The following is a 24,500-nucleotide window of genomic DNA, read 5'->3' as shown; positions in this document are numbered from 1 at the left end:
TAGGTTATAGAAACTTGTTGGGTTTGGATCCCTTATAAAATGAAAAAAATAATACTTACAGCTTTAATAGCTTTCGGATACACAACAGTTAATGCTCAAGAAGAATCTAAAAGTCCGTTTACTTTTACGGGCTATATAGATACTTATTATAGTTATGATTTTGGGAAACCAGATAATCATACTCGTCCAGGTTTTCTTTATAATTATAACAAGCATAATGAGGTAAACCTGAATTTAGGTTTGGCAAAAGTGAATTATGCTAAAGATAATGTTCGAGGGAATTTTGCTCTTATGGCTGGAACTTATGCTGAGTATAATTTGGCCGCCGAGCAAGGTTTATTAAAAAATGTATATGAGGCTAATGTGGGAGTGAAAATTTCGCAAGAACATAACCTTTGGATTGATGCGGGAATTATGCCTTCGCACATTGGTTTTGAAAGTGCAATAGGAAAGGATTGTATGACTTTGACCAGAAGTATCCTGGCTGAAAATTCTCCGTATTATGAAGCGGGTGTGAAATTAGGATATACATCTAAGAGCGAAAAATGGTATTTGGCAGTTATGTATTTAAATGGATGGCAGCGCATTCAGAAGGTTGAAGGGAATCAGACTCCTGCCTTTGGATCACAGGTTACTTATAAACCAAATTCAGGAGTTACATTAAACTGGAGTACTTATGTTGGGAATGAGTATCCTGATGTGGATAGAAAATGGAGGTATTTTAATGATTTCTTCGGACAGTTTAGAGTGTCTGAAAAAGTAAATTTAATTGCTGGTTTTGATATCGGTGCGCAACAAGCTACAAACGGTAGTTCGAATTATGATATTTGGTACACTCCAATTGTTATGGCGCAGTATAAACCAACTAATAAAATTCAGTTAGCGGCTCGAGGCGAATATTACCAAGATAAAAAAGGTGTTATTATAGCTACTGGAACTCCAAATGGTTTTAAAACATACGGTTTCTCAGCCAATTTTGATTATTTGGCTACAGAAAATGTGATATTTAGATTAGAAGCACGAACTTTGAATAGTAAAGACAATATCTTTTTGAAAAATAATAATCCAACAGATAGTAACGTGTTCATAACGACTTCTTTGGCAATTTCTCTTTAACTTTAGGCTATAAGCTTTAAGCGATAGGCTTTTTTAGAGTCGCATTGCTTAAAGCTTACTGCTTATAGCATAATGCAATAAAATATGGATAGCGAAAAGGAAAATAATGTTAAGCACTTTCTCGATTTAATTCAGAAATCCCGTAAAGGTAAGTTTAAGGTCTACATTGGTATGAGTGCTGGCGTAGGCAAAACTTTTCGTATGCTACAGGAAGCTCATACGCTGTTAAAAAATGGAATTGATGTAAAAATCGGATATATAGAAACGCATAATCGTAAGGAAACGCATGAATTGCTGGATGGTTTACCTGTGATTCCGCGTCGTTCTATTTTTTATAAAGGAAAGCAACTGGAAGAAATGGATGTGCAGGCTATAATTAACCTGCGACCTGAGGTGGTTATTGTAGATGAACTAGCGCATACAAACATTGAAGGAAGTAAGAATGAAAAACGCTGGCAAGATGTTCTTGAGATTTTAGAATCTGGAATAAATGTAATTTCGGCAGTTAACATTCAGCATATCGAGAGTTTAAATCAAGATGTAAAACGCATTACAAATGTAGATGTTAAAGAACGTATTCCGGATAATGTATTACGATTGGCAGATGAGGTTGTAAATATCGATTTGACATCGGAGGATTTAATTGACAGATTGAAGGAAGGGAAAATTTATACTGCTGATAAAATTCAGACGGCATTGAATAATTTTTTTAAGTCTGATCAGATCTTGCAGTTACGAGAATTGGCTCTAAAAGAAGTTGCAAGTCAGGTAGTGCGAAAAGTAGAAAATGAGGTGCCTAAAACGCAAGCGTTGCGACATGAAAAATTATTGGCTTGTATAAGCAGTAATGAAAAAACAGCAAAGAATATTATTAGAAAAACAGCTCGATTGGCTAGTTATTATAATAGTGACTGGTATGTATTGTATGTTCAATTACCAAAGGAAAGTAGTGATAAAATTGCTCTTGATAAGCAACGTCATTTAATTAATAATTTTAAATTAGCTACAGAACTCGGTGCTGAGGTAATTAAAATAGAAGGTACTAATATTACCAATACAATACTTACTATTGTAGAACAAAAACAAATTACAACTGTTTGTATCGGGAAACCCCATTTTAACTTATTTAAAGTAATTTTGTCAACTTCGATTTTTAGACGATTATTAAATCGCCTTTCTTTATCGAATGTTGACCTTGTTGTTTTATCTTAAAAAATGTAAATTATAATTTTAAAACATATTAGTAATTTAAGTTCGTGTAAGTTTTGTTTTTATGTAACGACTTGTATTTTCTCGAAAAACTTATGTGGTTTAAGTAATAAATAAAAAAAACTTGTTTTTAAAACATGCGTGATGAAAATTAAAACAAAATTAAATCTGGGTGTTGGATTGTTATTCTTAATGATAATTATTCTTTCATTAGTAAGTGCCTTTTATATTTTTTTGATAAAAGAGGACACCGAAAATATCTTGAAAGCAAATTATAATACATTAGAATATTCTAGGAATATGCTGACTTCGCTTGATACAGCAAATGATACTGATAATAAAGCAATTGTTTTTTTTAGAGATAATTTGAAAAAACAACTTATTAATGTAACAGAAAATGGGGAAGACAAAGCGACAAATAATTTGCAAGAAAGTTTTAATAAATTAGAGCATAATTGGAATAATGAAGCATTAAAAAGTCAGGTACGCCAAGATATTTTTGCAATCATGAAACTCAATATGGATGCAATGAAACTGAAAGGGGATATTGCAAAAAAAACTGCAGAAACGGCTAATTTTTCGATTGCAATTGTTGGTACACTTTGTTTTTTAATTGCGTTTAATTTATTAATTAATCTACCCAATAATATTGCAAATCCAATCAAAGAATTGACAGAAAGTATTAGGCAAATCGCTAATAAAAACTATTCAGAACGTGTTCATTTTATGAATCATAACGAATTTGGTGATTTGGCAAAATCATTTAATACAATGGCAGAGAAGCTCAAAGAATATCATGATAGTAATTTATATAAATTATCATTCGAGAAGAAACGCTTAGAGACTTTAATAAACAATATGCATGATCCGATAATTGGGCTAGATAATCAAGGAAAAGTTTTATTTGTAAATGATGAAGCACTTAAGATTATTGGAATGAAATCGGAAGAAGTAATTGGCGAATTGGCTACAACTTTGGCTTTAAAAAACGATTTGATGAAATCTTTAATCATTAATGATCTTGAAAGTACAAAAGCACATCCTATGAAAATTTTTGCCGATGGAAAAGAAAGTTATTTTGATAAGGAGAAGGTTACTATTGCAATTACACCAACAGGAGAGGATGAAGCTATTAATATAGGGGAAGTAATTATTTTACGAAATATTACACTGTTTAAAGAACTTGACTTTGCTAAAACTAATTTTATAGCAACAGTTTCACATGAGTTAAAAACTCCTATTTCGTCAATTAAATTAAGTCTTCAATTATTAGAAAAGCCTAATACAGGTGCCATTAATGAAGAACAGAAACAATTAATTGATAGTATTAAGGATGATAGCCAGCGTTTGTTGAAAATTACGGGTGAATTACTTGATTTGGCACAACTAGAAACGGGTAATATCAAACTTAATATTGGACAATGTAGTCCGTATAAAGTGATAGAATACGCTCTGGAAGCTGTAAAAGTTCAAGCAGAACAAAAACAAATTGAATTGATTGTCGAAAGTGAATCTAATCTTGCAGATATTAAAGCCGACTCGGAGAAAACGACTTGGGTGATGATTAATTTCTTAACGAATGCTATCAGATATTCTTATGAAAAAAGTAGTATAACAGTTAAACTTAAAAAAGAGAAAAATCAGATTGTTTTTGAGGTAGTCGATACTGGAAAAGGTATTGATAGTCATTATAAGTCGAAAGTATTTGATAAATTTTTCCAGATACCAGGAAGCCATAAATCAGGAACAGGACTTGGCTTGTCGATTAGTAAAGAATTTATCGAAGCACAAAACGGAACTATTGGTGTAGAAAGTGAGTTGGGATTAGGAAGTTCTTTTTGGTTTAAACTGTTGAAAGCCTAGCTTTCAGTATTTAGTACCAGTCGCAGTTTTTAAGTGATTGAAATCTATAAAATAAAAAGTGTTCAGTACAATCTTGTAGTTTTTAAACTGCGACTGTGACTGAACACTTTTTTTATAACTGAAATCTATTACTGCGACTGGTACTGAAAACTACAACTGAATACTAGCAATCCGCCATATTCACGGCAATTGCTAATCCTCCTTCGGAGGTTTCTTTGTATTTAGAATTCATATCTTTTGCAGTTTGCCACATAGTATCGATGACTTTATCTAGTGGTACTTTTGCATTTTTCGAATCGGTTTCTAAAGCTAATTCAGCTGCATTGATCGCTTTTATAGCTCCCATAGTATTTCTTTCGATACAAGGTATTTGTACTAATCCTCCAATTGGGTCACAGGTTAATCCTAAGTGATGTTCCATGGCGATTTCGGCAGCCATTAAAACTTGTGCAGGAGTTCCGCCCATTAATTCGCAAAGTGCTGCTGCTGCCATAGATGATGAAACACCTATTTCGGCTTGACAGCCTCCCATTGCTGCAGAAATTGTAGAACCTTTTTTGAAGATACTTCCTATTTCGCCTGCAACCATCAGGAATTGTTTGATTTCTTTTTCGCCTGCATTATGGTTCTCGATTACTAGATAATACATTAAAACGGCAGGAATTACTCCAGCACTACCATTGGTAGGAGCAGTAACCACTCGTCCTAAAGCTGCATTAACTTCATTTACCGCAAGTGCAAAACAACTTACCCATTTTAGGATTTGACGAAATTTTACTTCGGTTTTTCTTATTTCTTCTAGCCATGTTTGTGGAGAATTATAATTAGATAAACCGATGAGGTTTTGGTGCATATCAAATGCTCTACGACGCACATTTAGTCCACCAGGAAGTATTCCTTCAGAGTGACAACCGATGTACATACATTCTAGCATTGTATTCCAAATGCGCATTAATTCGTTATTAATGAATTCTTCAGAACGCATCGATTTTTCATTCTCATAAACTATTTCCGAAATGGATTTGTTTTGAGCAATGGTATAATTTAAAAGTTCTGCTGCGTTTTGTATAGGAAACGGAAAAGCACATTTGATCTCCGATTTTATTTTGGCATTTTCACGCTCTTCTTTGACTACAAATCCTCCACCAATAGAGTAGAAGATAGACTCGTATTCAGAATCATCTTTGGCATAGGCCGTAAATTTTAAACCATTGGCATGAAACGGCAAGAATTCTTTATTGAAAATAATATCTTGTAAAAAGAAAAACGGAATCGTTATCTCATTTCCAAGGATAATTGTATTAGTTTCTTCGATAGATTTGATAATTCCTGCAATGTCATTTATAGGAATATATTCGGGATCTTGACCGCTTAATCCTAACATAACTGCCAAATCGGTAGCATGACCTTTTCCCGTTAAAGAAAGAGAGCCATACAAATCGACTTTGACACGAGTGATTTGAGAAAACAGATTTTCACTTTTTAACTCAGCTAGAAAACGTTCTGCTGCACGCCAAGGTCCAAGGGTGTGTGAGCTTGAAGGTCCTACACCAATCTTAAGCATATCAAAAACCGATATACATTCTTCCATTATACTATAATTTTGTTATCACAAAGATAATTGAATAATGCAATGAAATTAAAAGAAGAATTGTTAATGTTGCGTATTTATTAAAATTTTTATTTAATATTAATAATTTGGCAATAAAATAATAATGTAAAAAATATTGATTATAATTTTCTGGTTATCTAAAAATTAGGGTTTTAGTTTTAATTAATAAAAAAAGTATCAGAAAAACTAGCGAAAATTATTATGAACCATTAAGATATTAAGAACTATTAAGTTTTAGTGCTTAATATCTTAATGATTAAAATTTTTATTTTTTAGCGAGTTAGAGCTGGTTTCATTTCGGTTGTAACCCCAATTCTGTTCCAGGCATTTATTGTAATAATAGCCATTATGATATTTGACAAATAGTTTTCATCAAATAAACTAGCAGCTTTTTGATAGGTTTCGTCTGAAACTCCTCCGTTACTGATTAATGTAATTTCTTCGGTCAGAGCTAAAATTGCTCTTTCTTCTTCTGAGTAAAAATCAACTTCTCTCCAAGCATTCAATAAATAAATACGTTGTTCGGTTTCGCCATATTTGCGGGCATCTTTTGTATGTAAATCGATGCAATACGCACAGCCGTTTATTTGTGATGTTCTAATTTTTATTAATTCGTGATGTGTGTGGGTTAAAGGAGTTGAATCTAAGTAGGTATTCAAATCCAATAATGGTTTTATTGCTGTTGGTTGGGTTTGTGCAATTTTAATTCTCTTACTCATGATTTCTTTGTTTTAGATTATTAGGCAAAGGTATTTATAGCAATTATCAAAAATCTTAAGCTGGTTTAAGAAATGAAATTAAAAGGTGTTTTTTCTTATTTCGCTTAAATATTCTGGAGTAAGATTTAGGTAGGATGCCAACATATATTGCGGGATACGCTGTACAAACTCAGGAAATCGGGTGATAAAATGCTGATAACTCTCTTCTTTTGTAAAATCGTATAAATACTTCATTCGCAATTGAGCAGCCGAATAAGCTCTATGTAAAACAAGACGGAAGTAACGTTCGAGTTGTGGTAATTGGCTAAATACTTTTTCCTGATTGTGATAATCAAAAGCATATACTTCAGTGTTTTCGATTGCCTGAATGTAAAATTGTGATGGCGATTGTGTATCAAAACTCATATAATCGGCAATCCACCAGTTTTCGATTGCAAATTGTGTGATTTGTTCGGTTCCTTTATCATTGATAAAGAAGAAACGCAAACATCCTTTTTCCACAAAATAAAGTGAAGAACATATTTGTCCTTCTTCTAGTAAATAGCTTTTCTTTTTTAGGGCAATAGGCTTGATATTAGCCAAAACCAATTGAGTTTGTTCATCGTTTAGTTCGACGTACTTTTTTATATGTTCAATTAGGTTTGGTTGCATTATTGTTTTTATTTTAATATATAAATGTTGTAATTATAAATTCTCGCAAAGTAGCAAAGTTTTAGTTTATATAATTTGTTTTCTTTGTGACTCAGTGATTTTGCGAGAGAATCTAAAAACAACTAAAGAGCTATGAAAATAGGCACTTCAGCATTTTCAGGGTTGGATGCTTTTTCTCCATATATCTCAAAATCGGCAGTGTATTTTCTGTTGAGGTCAGTATTCCAAATTTCTATCCATTTCTGGATTACTATACCATCTGCTAAATTCCCTTTGGCTGTAAATTGTTTGTAGGTTTCTTTTGCAATAGTTTTTCCTGTCATTCCAGCTGGGATATTGTCTAAACTTGAAACTTTACAACCTAAAATTGTAGTGTATGGTTTGGTATAATCTTTTTCATATTCGGTGTAGACAGAATAGATAGAGCTGTCTATTTTATTCGGGATATTTTCGATTGTATTTTCAGTCATGAATTTATTCCAAAGTGCAGGAATATCCGTTGCTGATTGTTCATTTTCATTGGTAGTTCTTATCGATAAACCTATAATGAAAAACTCTTCGATAGTAATTAATTCCATTTTTTTGATTTCAATTTATAATGTTATTGTATGTAAAAGTAGTTCAAATAATCATGTTGTAAATGCTAACGTCATTGCTAAAAAAGAAATTAATAAACATAATGGTGAGAAGTATTTTGTGTCCATTTGTGCAAATTTTGTGGTCTTGACTTTTTTGAAAAATCCCACATATTTGAATTCGCCAATTGCCCTCACAATAAACAATATCGAAATAATCCAAAGCCCATATTCTTGCAGCCAATTAGGTAAACTAAAAGCTATTATTTCGGATTTTACTAAAACGATAACCGAAAGACTAAGTAGTGCAATTGCAACTACCAAGCATTCTTTTAGTTTTGGATCGATTACTTTTTTGTTGTTTTCGGTTGTTGGTATTGCGGCATCATTTCCCCATTTTCCGCCAAATCCCCAATAAATATGGATTCCAGCCAGGAATAGAAAAATGGAAACGAGAATAAATCCAATTGTTGTTTGCATAATGTAATGAGTTATGTTTTTGAGCTTGCTATTTTTTTGTTGCAGCTATTGAATACACCATTGGTATTTTATTTTCCAGATGTTTTATTCTGTATTTTTTTGGTTCAAATTCTATGGTGTTATTGAAGCAATTGTATGGCGAATAATCAAATTCATTTAAGGAATTTAGCTCCAGCCCGTTTTTAATTAGGCTATTTATTACCTCACTCATGCTATGATTCCAGCATACATATTCTAGTTGTATTGGAGCATTTTTATCGGCGTAGGTTCCTTCTTGAGTTTCTATTATTGCTCCCGAGTTGAAATAATTATATCCTACTTTTTCAAAATTATCATCAAACATCCAAACGACTGGATGAAATTCTGCAAAGATTAATTTTCCATTTGGCTTAAGGAAATCAGAGATTAATTTTGCCCATTTATCGAGGTCTGGTAGCCATGGAATCGCTCCGTAACTTGTAAAGATAATATCGAATTTCTGGTTTAGATGGTTTGGTAAGTCGTAGATGTCACAACATATAAATGATGCTTCAACATTTGCTTCTTTTGCTAGTTTGTTTGCGCCATCTATTGCTTTGTCTGATAAATCGACACCCGTAACAGTTGCGCCAAGTCTTGCTAAAGAAATGGTGTCTTGACCAAAATGACATTGCAAATGCAGGATTGATTTTCTTTTTATATCACCTAGTAATTCTAATTCGATACTGTTTAATGAAGTATTTCCTTTTAGGAAACCTTTTAAATCATAAAAATCAGATTTAAGATGTGACTCAACCCGACTGTTCCATGATTCTTTATTCACTTCTATATAATTGTTTTCTGAGCTCATTTTTTTAATATGATTTGAGAATGTCTTTTTTTATTTGTTAAAAGCTTCTTTAGGGAATTTATCGGCTATAAGGTTCAGGTTGATATTATGCTCTAAATAGGCTTTTAATCCATCGAGAACTGTAGTAAATCCGCCAGTAGCATCTTTGATTATATTTAAGAGTTCGTCGCCTTCTTTATCAAAGCCATAGTTTTTGATAACTACATAAGTGGTATCGTCTGTTATTTTTTTGAATTCGAAATCAACGGTTGTTTTAGGTTCATTCCATTCAATAGAAATTTTTTCGTTTTCGATAATCTCTTTTACAAAAACAGTCGTTGATACGTTATACATTTCCCATTCCCAGATTATGTTTTTGCCTACAGTCAGTTTATCACTTCCTTTTGTAAACCAAAAGTTCTTTGTTACATTTGGGTCAATAAATGCATTAAAAACAATTGCAGCTGGTTTTCTTATCAGCATTTGAGCTTCAACAGATTTTGGATTGCTACTCATAGAGATTTTTTTTTAGTTAGATTTAGAATTTTGCATATAAGAGGATTCTTTTGAATGCGTATAATGATGGTGTTTTACTAAACCTTTTGGCGATTCTTATTTTAAATTCTTTGATGAATTGTTCTTTAATTTCGCCTTTTAATCTTTCGAAATACGGAACTAATGTTGAACCTAGAATGAACTCATATAATTCGTCATGAGAGCTAGCTATCATGGGATATACTTTTTGGTAAATTAGTATATCGGTACCGTTATTTTCGAATAAAATTTGTGCGTAATCATCCATTGAGAGCACTGGAGAAAGTCGTTTCCAATTATTCAATGCACTTTTATACGGTTCTTCCTGAACCAATTCGATTACAATCTGATTGAGTAAATTTTCGTTTTGACAAGGCATTTGGATTGCCAATTGTCCATCGGAATTTAATAATGATATAATTTTAGGAAATAATTCTTCATGATTATCTACCCATTGAATAGATGCATTTGCAAAAATTAAATCCCATTTTTCTCCCGTATTGATTTGTTCTTCAATTGTTTTTTGATCAAATTGTATCGAGGTAATTTTTTTGGCCTTTTCCAGCATTTCTTTCGAGGAATCGATGCCTTTTACTGATGGATTAGTTAGTCTTTCGGATAGCATATGGGTTAACTCTCCAGTTCCACAACCTAAATCAATGACTTTCATATTTGGTTTATCCACAATATGGGCAACCAAATCAAAGAAAGGTTTGTAGCGAAGTGCTTTAAACTCGTTGTATTTTTCAGGATTCCATGCCATAATTTGCAGAGGTTTTATGTGGAAAACGAAGTTAAGGAAATTAAAGCTTTTTATTTAGTTAAAAACAGGAATCTGTAGTTTAAAAATTAACTGCAAAGGCGCAAAGATTTTCGCAGAGTTAACAAGGTTTTTTATAGCGATTGTATGTTTTGTGATCTGGTTTTAATCTTTAATTTTTAATAAAAGTGTATAATAATAACAACAGCCTCTGTAATAAGAATCCAAAACAATTTATTGGTAAAAAACTATGACAATTTTGTCGTTTTGTTTTAAGATTAAAAGATACTATTTCTAAACAAACACGCTATAATTAATAAGAGGAATGATAGAGTTGATGTTATAGTTCGAACCAGATGTAGATTATTCCATTTAAGTTCGAATTTGTCTCTTAAACTTCTTGCCTCTTCTAGTGATATATTGGTTAAATCGGTTTTGTCTAAAAGGTTATTTAACGGAATATTCCCAATGATTGTTACTAGAAAAACGCCTACAAAATATAGTATTGTGGCAAGGAGTAATAGCCATAAAATATTGGAATGATTGGATTTATACAGATATGCTGTAACAAAAGATAAAAATACTGGTCCCATAAATATAATTAAGAATAATGGGTTTACAATAGTCCTGTTCATGTTCTGGAATGCACTGAGATAATTTATATCATCAAGTCTGCCAATACCTGGAGTTATAGCATTTGACCAAGTGAAAAATATTCCAGCCAAAAGCCCAGTTAATAATGTAGTAAGTAATAAAACAATAGTTTTTGCGTCGACAATAAATGGTTCCATGATTATGATGTTTAATTAGCATGATAAAATTAGAACTATTGATTATAAGTTGTTTGTTTTAAGTGGATTAAAATTTGTTCGAAAAGATTTTTTTTTAATTCGTTTGTTCGATTAAAACGACGAAGTTGTTTATTTCTATGATATCTGTTGTCATGAAATATGGATTAACTCTATTCTGAAAATTTATTTAAAATAGTCATGGCGTTGTCTGTGTCTTTTTTGTTTACAAAAATGTGGTCGTGATAAAATGCAGCTACAACATTACAACTAATGTTATTATCGGATAACGCTTTCGCGAAAGCGGCAGTTAAACCTACAGCTTCTAATGAGGAATGCACAGTAAGTGTTATCCACGACATTACAACTGAATAATCAAGTTTTAGCTCGTCGGCAATTTCTTTTTTTAAGATTAAAGTAATGCCTTCACTTTCTGTAAATGACATTACAATATCTTTGATAGCTATATTTTCAAGACTTTGTGCGGTGCAAAAAACATAATCGCCAACATTATGTTTTGGTTTCATGCTTTTGAGTAATTTGTCTAAATCTTTTTCTCCTGACATTTTAATGGATTGTTTTTATTTTAAATTATGCTAGATACAATTTTAATGTTTAATTTGTTTTTTTCTTCTATTTCATTTTTTAATTTATCATATTCAACCGAATTGGTCAATTTTTTTAAAGAATTTAATGTTATTGAATGTTGACTTCGCTTGTAATTATTCAATTCTTCAGTTGACAAGACATAAAACTCCCAATGATTTAAATTAAGAGGATTTATTGTTGGTTTGTTTAAATGATGTAAAAGGCAAAAAACATATACATCAGCACTTCTAATTGGTATTGTTGAACGTTTATCAATTTCTGAATTCCAAGGCTGGGATAGTTTTGTACTGAAACTAATTGACGATAGTTTCTTTTGTTCCCATGATTGTATATATGCAGCAGATTTTATTTCAATTTTTATTTTGTCAGGTGTTTCTAAATCATAGGCGCCCCATTCATCTCGAATTTCTTTTATATCAATATTTACAGCTGTTGCAACAATAAATTCTGCTAAACGGCCACGTGTTGCATTACTAACAATATCTGAAACACTCCAACGCCAAAAATCAAGTAATGAGAAATTTAAAGACTTTTCATTATACATAAGTTTTTCTTCTCCAGTTTTCAAAACAGCTTTGGTAGCTTCTAATGAACTCATAATAATTTATTTATTAGCCATATGTAATGCAATTCTGTTTCCTTCGCAATCTTTAAATTCGGCTACAGAACCATATTCTCCGTTTGATGTTATTGGAAATAAAACTTCGGCACCATTTTTTACAGCAAGATTTAAAGTTGCATCAATATCTTCGGTATTAAAATATATAAGCGTTCCGTTTATAGTAGGGTTGTATATTTCTCCTTTAGCCAAAGCACCCGAAATTCCATTATTACCTTCGATAAGAGGGAAAAATGCCATTTCGTTACCATGAATAATATCTCGCTCAAAATCGAAGTTAAATACTGCTGCATAAAATCGGATGGCTCTTTCTATATCGGTTACAGGAATTTCAAAATAGACAACTGGATTTGATTTGTTTTTCATATTCAATTTAAGTGCATTCTTTTTTTGTTTATTTCACTTTGGTCATGTACATATACCAATTCCATTCCCAGGTTTCTCCATTATTGGCTGACATTGCCTGACTCCAAATAGGATTTTTTTTGTCTCTGGCATCCCAACGAAATAACTGAATTACTTTCTTGCCTTCGTAAATATCTCTTGAAAAGAAATGACCTACTTTTTTTTCGAATGATCCTATAACTGGTTTATCTAAAACACCTGTATTAGAATCTGACCAATAAATACTCCATAATTTTGTTTCAGGATTAAAGAGTCGCACCGTCATTCCTTCAAAAGGAACACCATCAAATTCGGCTAGATAATTATCAATATTGCCAATTCCGTTTAGAACTTTATACATTTCCTGAGTCGATGGAAATTCAATCCATTCTGTACAATCAGAGAATCGGTATTTTAGTTTTTTATTTATAATGTTAGTTTTCCCTTGAAAAAAATCAAAATCATCTTTGGATGAAGTAGGGGAAGGAAGGATTATTAACTCTCCGCTTGCATTAAAAATCAATTTTGGAATTTCTAAATTTAAATTATCTAAAGGCATGTTTTTTGATTTTAAATGATTTATTCATTTCCTTTTTTAATCCATTTCCCAACTTCTGGTGCTACGTAACTTTTCATTTTGAGGAGTAAATCCTGTGAATCTGTACTTACGATTATCATTTGTTGGTTGATCTCTTTTAAGAAACCTTCATTTACCATTTTTAGTATAAATTCTAGTAATAAATCGTAAAATCCATCGATATTTAAAATTCCTATTGGTTTTTTATGAAGTCCGAGTTGCGCCCATGTAAGCATTTCAAAAAACTCTTCCAGCGTTCCGAATCCACCTGGTAAAGCAATTACGCCATCACTTAATTCGTTCATTTTGGTTTTTCTTTCATGCATACTTTTTACGATAATTAATTCGGTTAAATTATCGTGAGCAATTTCTTTTTTCATTAAAAAGTCTGGCAGGACACCAATTACTTTCCCGTTTTTATTCAAAACTCCATCAGCAACGGCTCCCATAAGACCAACTTTGGCTCCACCATAAACTAAATCAATATTATTTTCAGACATTATTTGTCCAAGTTGAAAGGCTTGAGTTTCATATTCTTTTTTGTTTCCGAAACTTGATCCGCAAAAAACTGTAATTCGGTTCATTTGTTTAATTGTAAAATGTATTATGTAATCGGTAATTAGTTTTCTTGAGTAATTAAATCTACAAAGTCTGCCTTTGTAAATAATTCGATTATGTACTGAAAATTTTCCTTGCCAAATATTTTGTTTAAATTTTCTGTTCCTGTTATTTCTATAGTACATTCTCCCGGATATCCTGGACCAGCGGCTGAAATGGCATCATTAAAAGCATCTAAGTTTTTTCCAAAATGTTTTGCTGATTCAGGATCGATTTCTTTTGCATAGGCATTCCAGAAATCTTCTCGACTTTGGCAAATATTTCCGTTAATGAATATTTTTAGTTTGCTATTTTGAGATGTCGATTTATCGTTCATTGTTACAGCTTGATTAAATTTTATTTAGTCTGTATTTTTATCCAATCTAGAATTTCGTTCAGAGCTATTGGCGCAAATGTTTGTTCTATAGTTGCATATTCTTGGGGTAAACCAGTTTTGCATTCCTGAAATAAATGATTCAGGTTTGGTAATTCTTTGATTGTAATGTTTTTATTTCCTCCTTTTAAAAGGGCTTCTTTTATAGTGGTTAGATTTTCTTTTGGTGCAACTTGTAAATCTTTGGCTCCATTAAGTGCTAAAACAGGACATTTTACCTTCTCTAATGTTGGGGCTGGGTTAAAGGTAAGGAAAGTTACCATCCAAGGAGTTAGAATCTTGTCTGTTTGCATTTTAATATATTCTGCCTCAGTCATTCCTGCTGGTTTGTTAGGATCTGTTTTAGAAACTTGAGTCATGTAAGCTGTTATATCGGTTTTTAATTGTTCTGGGCTTTTAGATTTAGCAATAATATTAAAAGCTGTTTTGTTTATTTCTTGTGCTTTCTGAATAGCAGCATCACTCATTCCTGCTGCTTCTGCAATTGTTTTTTGTTGTAATAAAAGCAATTGGTTCCCAGGAAGTCCAGGGCCTGCAAGCAATACAATAAAACTAATGTTCTTAGAATTTGTAGCAACAATTGGAGCAATTAAACCTCCTTCGCTATGACCGATTAAACCAATTTTTTGTTTGTTAATTTCTTTTCTGGTTAGTAAATAGTTTACTGCTGCCAGAGCATCTGTGGCAAAATCTAAAGAAGTTGAGTTCTTAAAGTTACCTGTAGATTGTGCTGTTCCTCTATCATCATATCGTAAAACTGCAATTCCGTTTCTAGTTAAAAAGTCTGATAATACTAAGAATGGTTTATGCCCTACAAGTTCTTCATCGCGGTTTTGTGGGCCGCTTCCGCTTATTAAATTAAAATAACAACAGGGAAAACACCTTCTTTTTTAGGAAGCGTTAATGTTCCAGCCAGAGTTATTCCTGCTTTTTCATTTTTAAAAGTGACATCTTCGGAGTAATAAGGATACGGTTTAGTCGGCTCTTGCGGACGTATTAGTTTTTCTTTTTCAATTTTTTCTCGCGATAAATTCATCGGAAATGAATGACCTGCTTGTTTAAAATTACCAACTATTTTATTGTCTTTGTCAAGAATGCCTTCATATTCGATTTTAGCACTTTCAATGGTAAGTTTTAAAGTTGAGTTCTCAAAACTTGTTGTAGTTACTGGAATATCTTTTGCGCCTTGATCAGGACTGTCCATTGTTGATTTAAAACCAGTGTCTACTTTTTTGATATTAAAGACAATACTTAATTGTTTTCCCGGAACATTTAAAAGACCATTCCATTCTCCTGAAATGTCTTGTCCGAAAACAGTTAATGTGGTTAAAATTGTTAGTATTGATACTATAGTTTGTTTCATTTGGTTCGTTTTTAAATTATATAATGGTAACAGAATAGTCTCACAAAACGTATTTTGTTACAGAAATTATATAAAATTGTCTATTCTTTTTTGTTTCCGAAACTTGATCTACAAAAAACTGTAATTCGGTTCATATTCAGTTTTATATTATTGTTATAATTTGGGGCTATATGAAATTATAAGTAATTGATTTTAATAATATAAGATGTGTTTTTTTTCGTTAAGAAAGGCTGGGTATTTACTGTCTAAGTATGTTAAATTCTATCGTTTCTTAATATGATCTGACCTCGTGAGATTTTGACCATTTGCAAGTTAATGACTTTGTTATTTGATATGTTAATACTATCTTGATTCATTAACAATTGGTTGTTTTTCTTTATAGTAAACGAAGTTATGAAAAATATAGATGTACATCTAAAAGAAAACAGGCAATGACTAGAAACTAGTATTGCCTGTTTATATTTTGAAATGAGATTTGAGTTAGTTCTTAGATTTTACTCGGCTTAATGTTTCCTGAGAGATGTTGAGGTAGGAAGAAACTATTTTGTTAGACAAGCGTTGTGCTACTTTTGGATTAGTATCTAATAAATGTTTATACCTTTCGGTTGCATTTTGTGTTAAGAACGACATGAGTCTTTTGGTATTGGTAACATATGCCATTTCCATATAATGCCTGTAAAAACTACCCCAATTAGGGATGCTTTCCAGCAAGTGATAAAAGTCTTTACGTGAAATATAAAGTAATTCTGTTGGTTCTAAGGCTTGAACAAATTCTAAAGAGGGTTCATTTAATACAAAGCTAGATAGAGCAGTTACAAAATTACTTTCGAAACCCAAATAGCGTGTTGCTTCTTGCCCTTCTTCGGTTATAAAAAAGATGCGTAAGCAACCATTGCAAATAAAATACATTCGTTGAGTGGTTTGCCCAGGAAGAACCAAGAGCTCATTCTTTTCGACATCTAAAGAATTAAAGTAGCTTATTATTTTTTCTAGTTCTTCGTCTGTAACCGTTGATACTTCTTTTATGTATTTGATTAATTGCTCTTTCATGGTTTAAATAAAATCTTTAACAAATTTACGATAATGTATAATATCAGCTATTGTTAAAACAAGCAATTGGTGCTTTTTGGCAAATGATAAAATTTCGGGTAATCTTGCCATTGTCCCATCTGAGTTCATTAATTCGCATAATACAGCCTCTGGTTTTAAACCTGATAATTTCATTAAATCTACACTTCCTTCAGTATGTCCGTTTCTTTCTAGAACACCATTGTCATTTGCTCTTAATGGAAAAATATGTCCTGGTTTTACTAAGTCTGAAGCTTTTGCATCAGCTGCAGAAGCTGTTTTTATGGTTTGAATTCTATCTGATGCGGAAAGCCCTGTTGTAACCCCTTCTTTTGCTTCTATAGAAACTGTAAAAGGAGTTTGAAAGAGACTAGTATTTTCTTTTACCATATAAGGCAATTCTAATTCATCTGCTTTTTTGTTGGTAAGGCAAAGACATACAATTCCGCTGCATTCACGTATCATTAATGCCATATCTTCGACTGACATATGTTGAGCCGAAAAAACTAAATCGCCTTCATTTTCACGGTCTTTATCATCAATTAATAAAATTCCTTTTCCTTTTTTAAGTTCTTTAATTGCATTCTCAACCCGCTCTTGACTATTTGTACCAAATAATAATAACGGATTTTCATTTTCTATTGCAGTATTCATTTTGAAGTTGTTTTTTGAACTAGTTTTTTAGTATTAAGAATAATTTGCGTAACCCCATGAATACTGTGATAATCATTTGGCTGATTACGATAAAAAAAAATCACGTATTCGAAATACTTTTTTGTTCATTATTAAATTTTTATGTGACAAAATTGTTTAAATAATAAAGGAAAAACATTGATGTATGTCAAAAAAAAATCCCAAACTAATTCATATAGGTTTGGGATTTTAATGTTTTAAAGTAAGTTATTTTCTTTTTTCCATTTTCTTATTCTGGCTCTGGCATTTTTGTATGGGGATGAGGTATTGAATTGTATCATTCTTCCCATTGTCCACTTTTCATACCACTCTTGCTCATAAAGTGTGTTGTTATCGTAGCTTTTAATCAAGGTTTGTAATTCATCTACAGTAGTATCTAATTTTTCCTGAAGTGCTATAAAATCTAAATCTTGATAATCGGTATAAAATTTCTGGGCAAGTTTGCCTAACTCGTTCCATTTATAACCAGTTTCGGGAAAATCTACAGGATCATTATTGTTCTTTTTATGATGCCATTTTAAAACTAATTCTCCCCAGCCAATTAAGTATGAAACTAAATTATTTACAGTCATTAGGGTATTTTTAGAATGACCTTCAAGTGTTTTTTCGTTTGTTAGTTCAACGGGAATAGTTTTTAAATCCTCTTTAAGTTTTGTGTATGTTATTTCAATCTCTTTTAAAAGTTCTGTCTTATTTTGTGGTACAGCCATGTTTAAAATTTTAGTATAAAATCAATTGTTTTCCATATAATTATTCCCATCGAAAAGCCTCCAATTGTACCTGTCATTAGTCTCATGAAGTTACTATGGTATTTGTGTAATGAATTTTGAAAATACCAATCAGCGAGCATTAGTGTTAAACCAATTATCGAAAAGTAAAAGGGGGGGAGGAAATAAAAAAAGTAACAAATGGCGCAAAAGATATGTCCTATACTTGCGCCTAAGCACCTTGCACAAAAAGGCATGTGTTTGTTGTTAATTTTATAGCCCCTTTCGGGGATTCCGTGACAGCCTAAAGTAAAATCATCTAGTTTCATTTACCAGCTACGTTTACAATTTAAACAAGTCATTCTAATTTTATTTGATTTATGAGTACCGCATAAGAGACCTAAGGGACCAGCGAGGATTGCTCCACAACATGCTTTTTTTCCGCTGAAGCCTTTTTTGTCTACATATATTTGTGTTGAATGACATTTTGGACATCTAATTTGGTTATCTTGATTAATAGTATTCATAGTTTTTATTTCGAATTAGTTTTTGGTTTCGATTTCGAATATTTTTTTTCCGTTATCTCCTAAATAATGAAAAAGTAGTTTTTGATATACTTTATATCCATCATCAACATTAGTAAAAATTAGTATTCCTTGTTTTGTTTTTGGAAGTATAAAAAAGATTGTTTGCACTCCTTGGTCTGCGCCACCATGGGATAAGGCTATTTCTCCGTTTCCTAAATCGTAGATAACAAGACCTAAGCCATAATATTCTTTGGCTTTCATTTCTACCTGATTTGTTTTCATGTCATCAAAAACTTTTTGGGATAACCCATCACCATTCATAACACTAACCAAAAAATTTCCATAATCTTCAATAGTTGTCAATAGATCATCGGCTGCATTTGCAGTTTTTCTTTTCTCCGTTTCGTATGTATTTCCTTTTGGATCATACCCAATTGCAAAACGTGATTCGTCTGTTTTTTTGTCCCAGATATAATTGGTGTCATTCATTTGCAAAGGACTAAAAATTAATTCTTTGGCTAATTGATCAAGGGTTTTATTGAATTTTTTTTCTAATGCTTTTCGTAAATATTCAAAACCTTCACCTGAATATTGGTATTTTGTTCCGGGTTCAAAATCAAAGCGTAACTTTTTGTCTGGATTATTCCAACGCCAATTAGGAAAACCAGTTTGATGGCTTAAGATATATCTTGTAGTAATTTTTTTTGTTCTTGGGTCATTTACAATATCTGGATCAGTCCAATATTTGTTAAGAGGTTCATCTAAGTCCCATTTGCCTAAGCTAACTAATTTAAGAGTTACCATAGCCGTAATTGGTTTAGTGAGCGAGGCAACATTAAAAATGGTATTGTATGGTGCTGCTATTCCTTTTTTTAGTTCACCAAATACTTTAATCTGCTGTAGTTTTCCAGCATTGATTATTCCAAGACCTAGAGTTGGGACGTTATTTTCTTTAAGCCATTTTTCAATTTCGACATCATTGTCAAAAAATGTAGTTTTATTTGTTACAGCACTATTATTTTTATGGTCGTAACTAAGTGATCGTGATAGTTTCCAAGTTCCTTTTTGTAGCAGCCATAAGTGTGTAAAACGGCCAATACTCCCAGGAGTTTCTTTTTTGTCAGTAGTTATCCTGTAAAATTGATGCATTCCTATTTGTATTGCACCATAGAGTACTTTGTTTTTATAAAGTGGATAAATTTCGGTAGTTCCAGGAATTAAATCTCTTCTTAATTTATAGGTTTTAGAAGGAGTACACAATCCGTTACGAAGGTTATATAAGAACTTTTTTTTGTTTGATATGCTGTCTTCGTCATGGAAAAATTCGAAATCTTCGGTTAGTAATGTTTCAAATTGATTGATGTTGCAAGTATTAAAGCCCACTTTAAAGAGCAAACTATCTCTGGAAATAATAGTTTTATATAAATCGGATTTTTTGTCAACTTGAGCTGATAATGAGAGCGATGCTAGAAAAAATAACAGTAATAAATAATGATTGATTGTTTTGATTGTCATGATTGATGATTTTTTATATGACGTAATATGAATTCTTTTGTTACAAAAATCATTTTATCAATGTCTTACTATTCAGATAATTATTTTATTTAAATAGTAAGTTTAATTCTTAACCGCCGAAATCAATATAAAAATGGGTCTTCTGGCTTCGTCAATCATTTCAGGATATTTCTCCAGTATTTCCTCTGAAGGTTTTGGTTCTGATATTTGTTTAATTGTAAAACCTGCATTGATTAAGGTGTTTACAATAGTTTCAAAAGTTCGATGGTATTTAATCACCTCATGACCTAAAAAATGTGTGTGCCTTATTCCTTCATCTTGGTAATTATCTATTGGCCAGTGCAGGCGATTTCCATCTGAGTCAGTAAACCAATCTTGCTCTGGACGAGAGGTAAATGCAGGGTGTTCCATTGAAAAAACAAAGCTTCCTCCTTTTTTTAGATAGGTATTGATTCTATCAAAAATGTCTTTTATATTTTCTACATAATGAAAAGCAAGTGAGCTAATCACAATGTCAAATTCTTCTGATTTAAAGTCGATATCCTCAATTGCCATTTGTCTGTAATCTATTGCTAAGTCTTTTGAATTCTCTTTAGCTTTTTCAATCATTTTTTGAGACAAATCGACGCCAACGACTTTTTCGGCGCCTTGTTGTTTGGCATAAATACAATGCCAGCCATATCCGCATCCTAGATCAAGAACATTTTTGGATTTAAATTCAGGTAACATTTCGCGTAAAATATACCATTCGCCAGCGGCATTTAATCCTTCAGCAGAACGGGGCATTTTACCATAATTTTCGAAAAAGGATTCGTCGTCGTATTTATTCTGTTTCATGTGCGGTATTGTTTTTTGTAGCAGAGGTTTTTCTTATACGTTTCTCAATGTATACGTTACCAAATTCGCTATATCTTGATGTGTATTATTATAGGGTTTATCTTCGTATACAAAATTAAGTTTTTTTAAAATTGATACTGAATTGATATTGTCTGAGGAAGGAAATGCAGTTATTATAGCCGAGTTTATTTCTTCAAAAGCATGTTTTACAACTTCTTTTAAAGCTTCTGTCATAAAACCTTTTCCTTGGTATTGTGATAACATTTCGTAACCAATTTCGACAATTTTATTCTCAAGATCAAAATTCCAAAGACAAATAGAGCCTATTAAATCATTTTTTTCTTTTGTTGTGATTACCCAATAAAGACATTCATTGTTTGCAATCAAATTATTCATTCGAATGATATAAGTCTTTGCTTTTTCTAAATTAGAAGAATTGTCTCTGCCTACAAATGAGTTTACAATTGGATCAGAATGTAATTTATGGATGCGTTCGAAATCCTGATTTTCGAGATTCCTCAAAATTAATCTTTGAGTTTTGAGTTTTGGGAATTTATTAAAATCTAATTTCATAACATTTTGGTTTTAAAAGAAGAGTGAAATTATGAAAATAAATTAATACTTATCCTAATACTTTAATTTTAGATAGTTGAAAACTAATCAGATAAGTTATCAATGTTTTCTATATTCGATTCTATGAATATGTTTTAATAATTTTTTCTGTTCTAAATCTTCAAATAAATCCAACATATCTTTAAAAGGACTTTCAAAGTGCTTGGTAAGATGTGCAAGATGCTTGGTTGTTTTAAGGAAATTATAGAAAAAATAAGGATCTAAATTTGCAATATGTTCTTTATGACCAAGAGAAACTTCTAACGTTTGTCCGGTTATTGTGTTTTCAAACATACAATGTTCCCCATGAACATCATAATACCAATTATCAGATAATATCTTTTCTCCGTTTAAGAAATCGGCATTTTCGATTTCGTCATAATTCCCTTTCTCGATTGCTTCAATTTCAGGTTGCTTCGTTTCAGTGATTACTTTATTAATTAGTTGTCCTGCTGTGGCCACAAATTCATCCATGGCATTTAACAACTCAATTATTATTTCATTTTGAAATGTTTTCATAGTTCATTATATGAATGGTATCTATTGCTTTTGAAAATTTAAAATGTCTATTTTCGTATCAAGTCCATTCGTGTTATTTTTTGATTATTTACTTCAAAAATAACGATTTGTTCTGTTTTATCATCACTACCATTTCGACCATATACGTATTCGTGAACAATTACTTTATTATCAAAAGTTATGGTGTTAATTATTTCTGCATAAAGCTTTGGTGAATTATCGAATAATGTGATAAACATTTTTTTGCATTCATTTATACCATCTATGGTTATTGTATTGTCTGGAAAATTGAAGACTTTGATTTCGTCACTATATAAAGACATCATGTTTTTTATGTCTCTATTATTAAAAGCCAACATTTGATCATCAATAATTTGGTCTATTGTCATTTTTAAGGGAATTTAATTTGCCCTTGAGCAGTTAAGATATTACTCATGAAGAGTTTTTACTCCACACCAAGAACATATATTTACAGGATTAAAATCTAGACAGTCTTTTATTTTTTTCTTAGATATTGAAATAACATCTTCAGATTTTAATCCTCCGTTGTAGTAATAATTATTATAATCTTCTCCATATATCCAAGCGTCACTAGAACCATTTTGCATGACAGTAGCGTTAAAAATAAATAAGTTAGATTCTTTAGGAATGTGGTAATTTTTATCAATTATGTACCCCCACGAATTTATTAAGAAGGGAGAGATAAATATTACATAAAACATAATGAATATCAGAAACGTAATTAAAATTTTTTTGTATTTCATAAATAATATAATTTTTTGATTTTTCTTTATGTCTATTTGCTATGGAGCGGATTATAAGACTGAAAAATCTAAGTTACTAATCTATAAATTATGGCTTTACTTAGTCGAGATTAACCAATGTAAAATTAAATGTTTGCAGAATTATAAGTGTTTTTTGTTAGAAAAGAGTAGAGTCAAGATGATGTTATTCTACATTTTTTAATAATTGAAATAGAATATATGTTCCTTGTTCAGATTGTCCTCTCTCTTTTTCGATAAAACCTTTATTCTTATAAAAATTTATAGCTTGTGTATTATTCTCCAAACATTTTAAAGTAACAGGAAAATCAGATCTATTAAGAACTGCTTTCAATAACTGAGTTCCTATGCCTTTACCATGGTACTTTTGCTCTACATACAAATGATGAATAAAATTGTCTTCGGCCCACACTGAAATAAATCCTATTGCAATATTATCAGAAATTGCGGTTAGGATGCATTCACCTTTTGTTTCTATATCAAAATCTTGTAAGCTATATGTAGCCGAGTCTACCCAAGAAAATGTTGTTTGTCTTTCTTTTAAAAATATATTTCTTAAAGAGTCAAGGTCACTTTTTCTGATCTCTCTGATTTTCATTATAAATTATTATTGTACCTTATTTTTACGTTTTCTTTTAATTTTTCGGACAATATATACGATACCAGTTATTAGGATGATAAATGGCCAAATTGCAATAGTCCAAAGTAAAAAATCAATGATTGAGGTCCATCCTTCACTAATAGAATTTTTAATTCTTTCCGAAAATTTGTCTTGCGCTTGTGGCTTGTAGACATATTCTTTTTCTTTATATAAGTTCAAAGCCAAAGTACTAAATGACACTTGATCGCTAAGGTATTTCAAACGTCCTTCTTTACTTTCTATTTCTTCTTCGATTACTCGAATGTTCTCCTCAATTGCAAGAATATCTTTTACAGTTGAAGCCTTCGAAAGCAACTCTTTATAGCGTTTTAAATATTCTCTTTTATTGGCCAAACGAGTTGTAATATCAACAAATTCTTCCGTTACATCTCTAGCTTGTATATTTTTGCTCGTAAGTTCATCTTTGCCATTTTCTATACTAGAAATTAATTTTTCAAAGTTAGCAGCTGGAACTCTTATTTTTAAATTATAAGAGATTGCCTGATCGTTATTTTGAAGATCTTCAGTTTCATAATAGGCGTTTAGTTTTTTCAACAATTCGTCTATGTTCTTTTTGCTTATTGCAATATCATTTGTTTTAACTGAAATGTTTCCATCTTTTATTATTTTCTTTTTAATCAATACAGGTTCAACAGTTTTAAGTTCTGTATCATCTTTATCCGTTGCTTTGTTTTTTTCAGACATTGAGAGCTCCGCTACAGACTCTACAGCTGCAGGTTCTTCAGACAATGTAGCATCTGCTATAACAGCATATTTAGCATCATTGTTGTTAGAGTTACAAGAAAATAAAACTATCAATAAAAGAAATAGTATGCTAAAAGATGTTGGTTTCATGTATGATTGATTTTGGCGTTGATGATAAAAAATGATCAACTAATATAGTTTTTTATATTTTAAAAAAATAATATATTGTAAGATTAG

Annotated in this window: 32 protein-coding genes; 3 read left to right on the top strand and 29 right to left on the bottom strand. The window is 31.4% G+C overall.

The window, feature by feature from the left end; all coding sequences use genetic code 11:
- Nucleotides 1–39: 39 nt before the first annotated feature.
- From EAG11_RS10955 to EAG11_RS10945, 3 genes are all read left to right on the top strand, one after another.
- A complete protein-coding gene (locus EAG11_RS10955; protein WP_129539211.1) occupies nucleotides 40–1,116 on the top strand; it encodes a porin in 1,077 nt (358 codons plus the stop codon).
- An 84-nt stretch (nucleotides 1,117–1,200) separates the two neighbouring features.
- The gene (locus EAG11_RS10950; RefSeq protein ID WP_129539210.1) at nucleotides 1,201–2,328 is read left to right on the top strand and encodes a sensor protein KdpD; all 1,128 of its coding nucleotides are present in this window, start codon (nucleotides 1,201–1,203) and stop codon (nucleotides 2,326–2,328) included.
- A 141-nt stretch (nucleotides 2,329–2,469) separates the two neighbouring features.
- Nucleotides 2,470–4,188, top strand: a complete 1,719-nt coding sequence (locus tag EAG11_RS10945) for an ATP-binding protein (protein ID WP_129539209.1) — start codon at nucleotides 2,470–2,472, stop codon at nucleotides 4,186–4,188.
- A 163-nt stretch (nucleotides 4,189–4,351) separates the two neighbouring features.
- Here the strand turns inward: EAG11_RS10945 and EAG11_RS10940 are convergent, their stop codons facing one another.
- The 29 genes from EAG11_RS10940 to EAG11_RS10805 all read right to left on the bottom strand — a co-directional run bounded on the left by EAG11_RS10940 (nucleotide 4,352) and on the right by EAG11_RS10805 (nucleotide 24,413).
- Nucleotides 4,352–5,779, bottom strand: a complete 1,428-nt coding sequence (locus EAG11_RS10940) for an L-serine ammonia-lyase (protein ID WP_129539208.1) — start codon at nucleotides 5,777–5,779, stop codon at nucleotides 4,352–4,354.
- Between the two features lie 293 nt (nucleotides 5,780–6,072).
- Entirely contained in the window at nucleotides 6,073–6,519 is a 447-nt protein-coding gene (locus tag EAG11_RS10935; RefSeq protein WP_129539207.1) for a carboxymuconolactone decarboxylase family protein, read from the bottom strand.
- 78 nt (nucleotides 6,520–6,597) lie between these two features.
- Nucleotides 6,598–7,170 carry a Crp/Fnr family transcriptional regulator gene (locus EAG11_RS10930; RefSeq protein ID WP_129539206.1) on the bottom strand — a complete coding sequence of 191 codons (573 nt, stop codon included), beginning with the start codon at nucleotides 7,168–7,170 and terminating at the stop codon, nucleotides 6,598–6,600.
- Between the two features lie 122 nt (nucleotides 7,171–7,292).
- Nucleotides 7,293–7,748 (bottom strand): GyrI-like domain-containing protein, encoded by a 456-nt coding sequence (locus tag EAG11_RS10925; protein ID WP_129539205.1) that lies wholly within the window; start codon nucleotides 7,746–7,748, stop codon nucleotides 7,293–7,295.
- A gap of 51 nt (nucleotides 7,749–7,799) precedes the next feature.
- Nucleotides 7,800–8,225, bottom strand: a complete 426-nt coding sequence (locus EAG11_RS10920) for a DUF3995 domain-containing protein (protein ID WP_129539204.1) — start codon at nucleotides 8,223–8,225, stop codon at nucleotides 7,800–7,802.
- Between the two features lie 28 nt (nucleotides 8,226–8,253).
- Nucleotides 8,254–9,054, bottom strand: coding sequence for a bifunctional 2-polyprenyl-6-hydroxyphenol methylase/3-demethylubiquinol 3-O-methyltransferase UbiG (locus EAG11_RS10915; protein ID WP_129539203.1), 801 nt, complete (start codon nucleotides 9,052–9,054; stop codon nucleotides 8,254–8,256).
- Between the two features lie 30 nt (nucleotides 9,055–9,084).
- A complete protein-coding gene (locus tag EAG11_RS10910; RefSeq protein ID WP_129539202.1) occupies nucleotides 9,085–9,549 on the bottom strand; it encodes an SRPBCC family protein in 465 nt (154 codons plus the stop codon).
- Between the two features lie 22 nt (nucleotides 9,550–9,571).
- A complete protein-coding gene (locus EAG11_RS10905; protein ID WP_129539201.1) occupies nucleotides 9,572–10,330 on the bottom strand; it encodes a methyltransferase domain-containing protein in 759 nt (252 codons plus the stop codon).
- A gap of 275 nt (nucleotides 10,331–10,605) precedes the next feature.
- Nucleotides 10,606–11,118: a DUF1772 domain-containing protein gene (locus tag EAG11_RS10900; RefSeq protein WP_129539200.1), complete on the bottom strand. Its 513-nt coding sequence runs from the start codon at nucleotides 11,116–11,118 to the stop codon at nucleotides 10,606–10,608.
- Between the two features lie 170 nt (nucleotides 11,119–11,288).
- On the bottom strand, nucleotides 11,289–11,681 hold the full coding sequence (locus tag EAG11_RS10895) for an ACT domain-containing protein (RefSeq protein ID WP_129539199.1): 393 nt from the start codon (nucleotides 11,679–11,681) through the stop codon (nucleotides 11,289–11,291).
- Between the two features lie 20 nt (nucleotides 11,682–11,701).
- A complete protein-coding gene (locus EAG11_RS10890; protein ID WP_129539198.1) occupies nucleotides 11,702–12,322 on the bottom strand; it encodes a hypothetical protein in 621 nt (206 codons plus the stop codon).
- Between the two features lie 6 nt (nucleotides 12,323–12,328).
- Nucleotides 12,329–12,709: a VOC family protein gene (locus tag EAG11_RS10885; RefSeq protein WP_129539197.1), complete on the bottom strand. Its 381-nt coding sequence runs from the start codon at nucleotides 12,707–12,709 to the stop codon at nucleotides 12,329–12,331.
- A 28-nt stretch (nucleotides 12,710–12,737) separates the two neighbouring features.
- The gene (locus EAG11_RS21935) at nucleotides 12,738–13,286 is read right to left on the bottom strand and encodes a hypothetical protein (protein WP_129539196.1); all 549 of its coding nucleotides are present in this window, start codon (nucleotides 13,284–13,286) and stop codon (nucleotides 12,738–12,740) included.
- 20 nt (nucleotides 13,287–13,306) lie between these two features.
- A complete protein-coding gene (locus EAG11_RS10875; RefSeq protein WP_129539195.1) occupies nucleotides 13,307–13,888 on the bottom strand; it encodes a TIGR00730 family Rossman fold protein in 582 nt (193 codons plus the stop codon).
- A 35-nt stretch (nucleotides 13,889–13,923) separates the two neighbouring features.
- Nucleotides 13,924–14,238 carry a barstar family protein gene (locus EAG11_RS10870; protein WP_129539194.1) on the bottom strand — a complete coding sequence of 105 codons (315 nt, stop codon included), beginning with the start codon at nucleotides 14,236–14,238 and terminating at the stop codon, nucleotides 13,924–13,926.
- Nucleotides 14,239–14,258: 20 nt separating this feature from the next.
- Nucleotides 14,259–15,059, bottom strand: coding sequence for a S9 family peptidase (locus EAG11_RS22320; protein WP_242499365.1), 801 nt, complete (start codon nucleotides 15,057–15,059; stop codon nucleotides 14,259–14,261).
- 89 nt (nucleotides 15,060–15,148) lie between these two features.
- Nucleotides 15,149–15,658, bottom strand: coding sequence for a hypothetical protein (locus tag EAG11_RS22315; RefSeq protein WP_242499147.1), 510 nt, complete (start codon nucleotides 15,656–15,658; stop codon nucleotides 15,149–15,151).
- A gap of 480 nt (nucleotides 15,659–16,138) precedes the next feature.
- Entirely contained in the window at nucleotides 16,139–16,708 is a 570-nt protein-coding gene (locus EAG11_RS10860; RefSeq protein WP_129539193.1) for a Crp/Fnr family transcriptional regulator, read from the bottom strand.
- 3 nt (nucleotides 16,709–16,711) lie between these two features.
- Entirely contained in the window at nucleotides 16,712–17,380 is a 669-nt protein-coding gene (gene ribB, locus EAG11_RS10855) for a 3,4-dihydroxy-2-butanone-4-phosphate synthase (protein ID WP_129539192.1), read from the bottom strand.
- 236 nt (nucleotides 17,381–17,616) lie between these two features.
- On the bottom strand, nucleotides 17,617–18,129 hold the full coding sequence (locus EAG11_RS10850; RefSeq protein WP_129539191.1) for a ClbS/DfsB family four-helix bundle protein: 513 nt from the start codon (nucleotides 18,127–18,129) through the stop codon (nucleotides 17,617–17,619).
- A 2-nt stretch (nucleotides 18,130–18,131) separates the two neighbouring features.
- The gene (locus tag EAG11_RS22840) at nucleotides 18,132–18,383 is read right to left on the bottom strand and encodes a DUF2085 domain-containing protein (RefSeq protein ID WP_371414641.1); all 252 of its coding nucleotides are present in this window, start codon (nucleotides 18,381–18,383) and stop codon (nucleotides 18,132–18,134) included.
- 285 nt (nucleotides 18,384–18,668) lie between these two features.
- Nucleotides 18,669–20,168 (bottom strand): serine hydrolase, encoded by a 1,500-nt coding sequence (locus EAG11_RS10840; RefSeq protein ID WP_129539189.1) that lies wholly within the window; start codon nucleotides 20,166–20,168, stop codon nucleotides 18,669–18,671.
- Nucleotides 20,169–20,270: 102 nt separating this feature from the next.
- Nucleotides 20,271–21,005: a bifunctional 2-polyprenyl-6-hydroxyphenol methylase/3-demethylubiquinol 3-O-methyltransferase UbiG gene (locus EAG11_RS10835; RefSeq protein ID WP_129539188.1), complete on the bottom strand. Its 735-nt coding sequence runs from the start codon at nucleotides 21,003–21,005 to the stop codon at nucleotides 20,271–20,273.
- Nucleotides 21,006–21,038: 33 nt separating this feature from the next.
- Nucleotides 21,039–21,578 carry a GNAT family N-acetyltransferase gene (locus EAG11_RS10830; protein WP_129539187.1) on the bottom strand — a complete coding sequence of 180 codons (540 nt, stop codon included), beginning with the start codon at nucleotides 21,576–21,578 and terminating at the stop codon, nucleotides 21,039–21,041.
- A 99-nt stretch (nucleotides 21,579–21,677) separates the two neighbouring features.
- Nucleotides 21,678–22,136: a hypothetical protein gene (locus EAG11_RS10825; protein WP_129539186.1), complete on the bottom strand. Its 459-nt coding sequence runs from the start codon at nucleotides 22,134–22,136 to the stop codon at nucleotides 21,678–21,680.
- Nucleotides 22,137–22,183: 47 nt separating this feature from the next.
- Nucleotides 22,184–22,525: a nuclear transport factor 2 family protein gene (locus tag EAG11_RS10820; protein WP_129539185.1), complete on the bottom strand. Its 342-nt coding sequence runs from the start codon at nucleotides 22,523–22,525 to the stop codon at nucleotides 22,184–22,186.
- 39 nt (nucleotides 22,526–22,564) lie between these two features.
- Entirely contained in the window at nucleotides 22,565–22,744 is a 180-nt protein-coding gene (locus EAG11_RS10815) for a hypothetical protein (protein WP_129539184.1), read from the bottom strand.
- 340 nt (nucleotides 22,745–23,084) lie between these two features.
- On the bottom strand, nucleotides 23,085–23,516 hold the full coding sequence (locus EAG11_RS10810; RefSeq protein WP_129539183.1) for a GNAT family N-acetyltransferase: 432 nt from the start codon (nucleotides 23,514–23,516) through the stop codon (nucleotides 23,085–23,087).
- A 9-nt stretch (nucleotides 23,517–23,525) separates the two neighbouring features.
- Nucleotides 23,526–24,413, bottom strand: a complete 888-nt coding sequence (locus tag EAG11_RS10805; RefSeq protein WP_129539182.1) for a DUF4349 domain-containing protein — start codon at nucleotides 24,411–24,413, stop codon at nucleotides 23,526–23,528.
- Nucleotides 24,414–24,500 lie beyond the last annotated feature (87 nt).

This window comes from Flavobacterium sp. 140616W15 (genome assembly GCF_003668995.1).
Lineage (GTDB): Bacteria > Bacteroidota > Bacteroidia > Flavobacteriales > Flavobacteriaceae > Flavobacterium.
The sequence above is the reverse complement of the archived record's forward strand: the minus strand, read 5'-3'. Positions and strand labels throughout refer to the sequence as shown.

What these genes read in the sequence shown, in the direction of transcription:
- EAG11_RS10955 (WP_129539211.1), top strand. Translation starts at nt 40, where the DNA reads ATGAAAAAAATAATACTTACAGCTTTAATAGCTTTCGGATACACAACA.
- EAG11_RS10950 (WP_129539210.1), top strand. Translation starts at nt 1,201, where the DNA reads ATGGATAGCGAAAAGGAAAATAATGTTAAGCACTTTCTCGATTTAATT.
- EAG11_RS10945 (WP_129539209.1), top strand. Translation starts at nt 2,470, where the DNA reads ATGAAAATTAAAACAAAATTAAATCTGGGTGTTGGATTGTTATTCTTA.
- EAG11_RS10940 (WP_129539208.1), bottom strand. Translation starts at nt 5,779, where the DNA reads ATGGAAGAATGTATATCGGTTTTTGATATGCTTAAGATTGGTGTAGGA.
- EAG11_RS10935 (WP_129539207.1), bottom strand. Translation starts at nt 6,519, where the DNA reads ATGAGTAAGAGAATTAAAATTGCACAAACCCAACCAACAGCAATAAAA.
- EAG11_RS10930 (WP_129539206.1), bottom strand. Translation starts at nt 7,170, where the DNA reads ATGCAACCAAACCTAATTGAACATATAAAAAAGTACGTCGAACTAAAC.
- EAG11_RS10925 (WP_129539205.1), bottom strand. Translation starts at nt 7,748, where the DNA reads ATGGAATTAATTACTATCGAAGAGTTTTTCATTATAGGTTTATCGATA.
- EAG11_RS10920 (WP_129539204.1), bottom strand. Translation starts at nt 8,225, where the DNA reads ATGCAAACAACAATTGGATTTATTCTCGTTTCCATTTTTCTATTCCTG.
- EAG11_RS10915 (WP_129539203.1), bottom strand. Translation starts at nt 9,054, where the DNA reads ATGAGCTCAGAAAACAATTATATAGAAGTGAATAAAGAATCATGGAAC.
- EAG11_RS10910 (WP_129539202.1), bottom strand. Translation starts at nt 9,549, where the DNA reads ATGAGTAGCAATCCAAAATCTGTTGAAGCTCAAATGCTGATAAGAAAA.
- EAG11_RS10905 (WP_129539201.1), bottom strand. Translation starts at nt 10,330, where the DNA reads ATGGCATGGAATCCTGAAAAATACAACGAGTTTAAAGCACTTCGCTAC.
- EAG11_RS10900 (WP_129539200.1), bottom strand. Translation starts at nt 11,118, where the DNA reads ATGGAACCATTTATTGTCGACGCAAAAACTATTGTTTTATTACTTACT.
- EAG11_RS10895 (WP_129539199.1), bottom strand. Translation starts at nt 11,681, where the DNA reads ATGTCAGGAGAAAAAGATTTAGACAAATTACTCAAAAGCATGAAACCA.
- EAG11_RS10890 (WP_129539198.1), bottom strand. Translation starts at nt 12,322, where the DNA reads ATGAGTTCATTAGAAGCTACCAAAGCTGTTTTGAAAACTGGAGAAGAA.
- EAG11_RS10885 (WP_129539197.1), bottom strand. Translation starts at nt 12,709, where the DNA reads ATGAAAAACAAATCAAATCCAGTTGTCTATTTTGAAATTCCTGTAACC.
- EAG11_RS21935 (WP_129539196.1), bottom strand. Translation starts at nt 13,286, where the DNA reads ATGCCTTTAGATAATTTAAATTTAGAAATTCCAAAATTGATTTTTAAT.
- EAG11_RS10875 (WP_129539195.1), bottom strand. Translation starts at nt 13,888, where the DNA reads ATGAACCGAATTACAGTTTTTTGCGGATCAAGTTTCGGAAACAAAAAA.
- EAG11_RS10870 (WP_129539194.1), bottom strand. Translation starts at nt 14,238, where the DNA reads ATGAACGATAAATCGACATCTCAAAATAGCAAACTAAAAATATTCATT.
- EAG11_RS22315 (WP_242499147.1), bottom strand. Translation starts at nt 15,658, where the DNA reads ATGAAACAAACTATAGTATCAATACTAACAATTTTAACCACATTAACT.
- EAG11_RS10860 (WP_129539193.1), bottom strand. Translation starts at nt 16,708, where the DNA reads ATGAAAGAGCAATTAATCAAATACATAAAAGAAGTATCAACGGTTACA.
- ribB (WP_129539192.1), bottom strand. Translation starts at nt 17,380, where the DNA reads ATGAATACTGCAATAGAAAATGAAAATCCGTTATTATTATTTGGTACA.
- EAG11_RS10850 (WP_129539191.1), bottom strand. Translation starts at nt 18,129, where the DNA reads ATGGCTGTACCACAAAATAAGACAGAACTTTTAAAAGAGATTGAAATA.
- EAG11_RS22840 (WP_371414641.1), bottom strand. Translation starts at nt 18,383, where the DNA reads ATGCCTTTTTGTGCAAGGTGCTTAGGCGCAAGTATAGGACATATCTTT.
- EAG11_RS10840 (WP_129539189.1), bottom strand. Translation starts at nt 20,168, where the DNA reads ATGACAATCAAAACAATCAATCATTATTTATTACTGTTATTTTTTCTA.
- EAG11_RS10835 (WP_129539188.1), bottom strand. Translation starts at nt 21,005, where the DNA reads ATGAAACAGAATAAATACGACGACGAATCCTTTTTCGAAAATTATGGT.
- EAG11_RS10830 (WP_129539187.1), bottom strand. Translation starts at nt 21,578, where the DNA reads ATGAAATTAGATTTTAATAAATTCCCAAAACTCAAAACTCAAAGATTA.
- EAG11_RS10825 (WP_129539186.1), bottom strand. Translation starts at nt 22,136, where the DNA reads ATGAAAACATTTCAAAATGAAATAATAATTGAGTTGTTAAATGCCATG.
- EAG11_RS10820 (WP_129539185.1), bottom strand. Translation starts at nt 22,525, where the DNA reads ATGACAATAGACCAAATTATTGATGATCAAATGTTGGCTTTTAATAAT.
- EAG11_RS10815 (WP_129539184.1), bottom strand. Translation starts at nt 22,744, where the DNA reads ATGCAAAATGGTTCTAGTGACGCTTGGATATATGGAGAAGATTATAAT.
- EAG11_RS10810 (WP_129539183.1), bottom strand. Translation starts at nt 23,516, where the DNA reads ATGAAAATCAGAGAGATCAGAAAAAGTGACCTTGACTCTTTAAGAAAT.
- EAG11_RS10805 (WP_129539182.1), bottom strand. Translation starts at nt 24,413, where the DNA reads ATGAAACCAACATCTTTTAGCATACTATTTCTTTTATTGATAGTTTTA.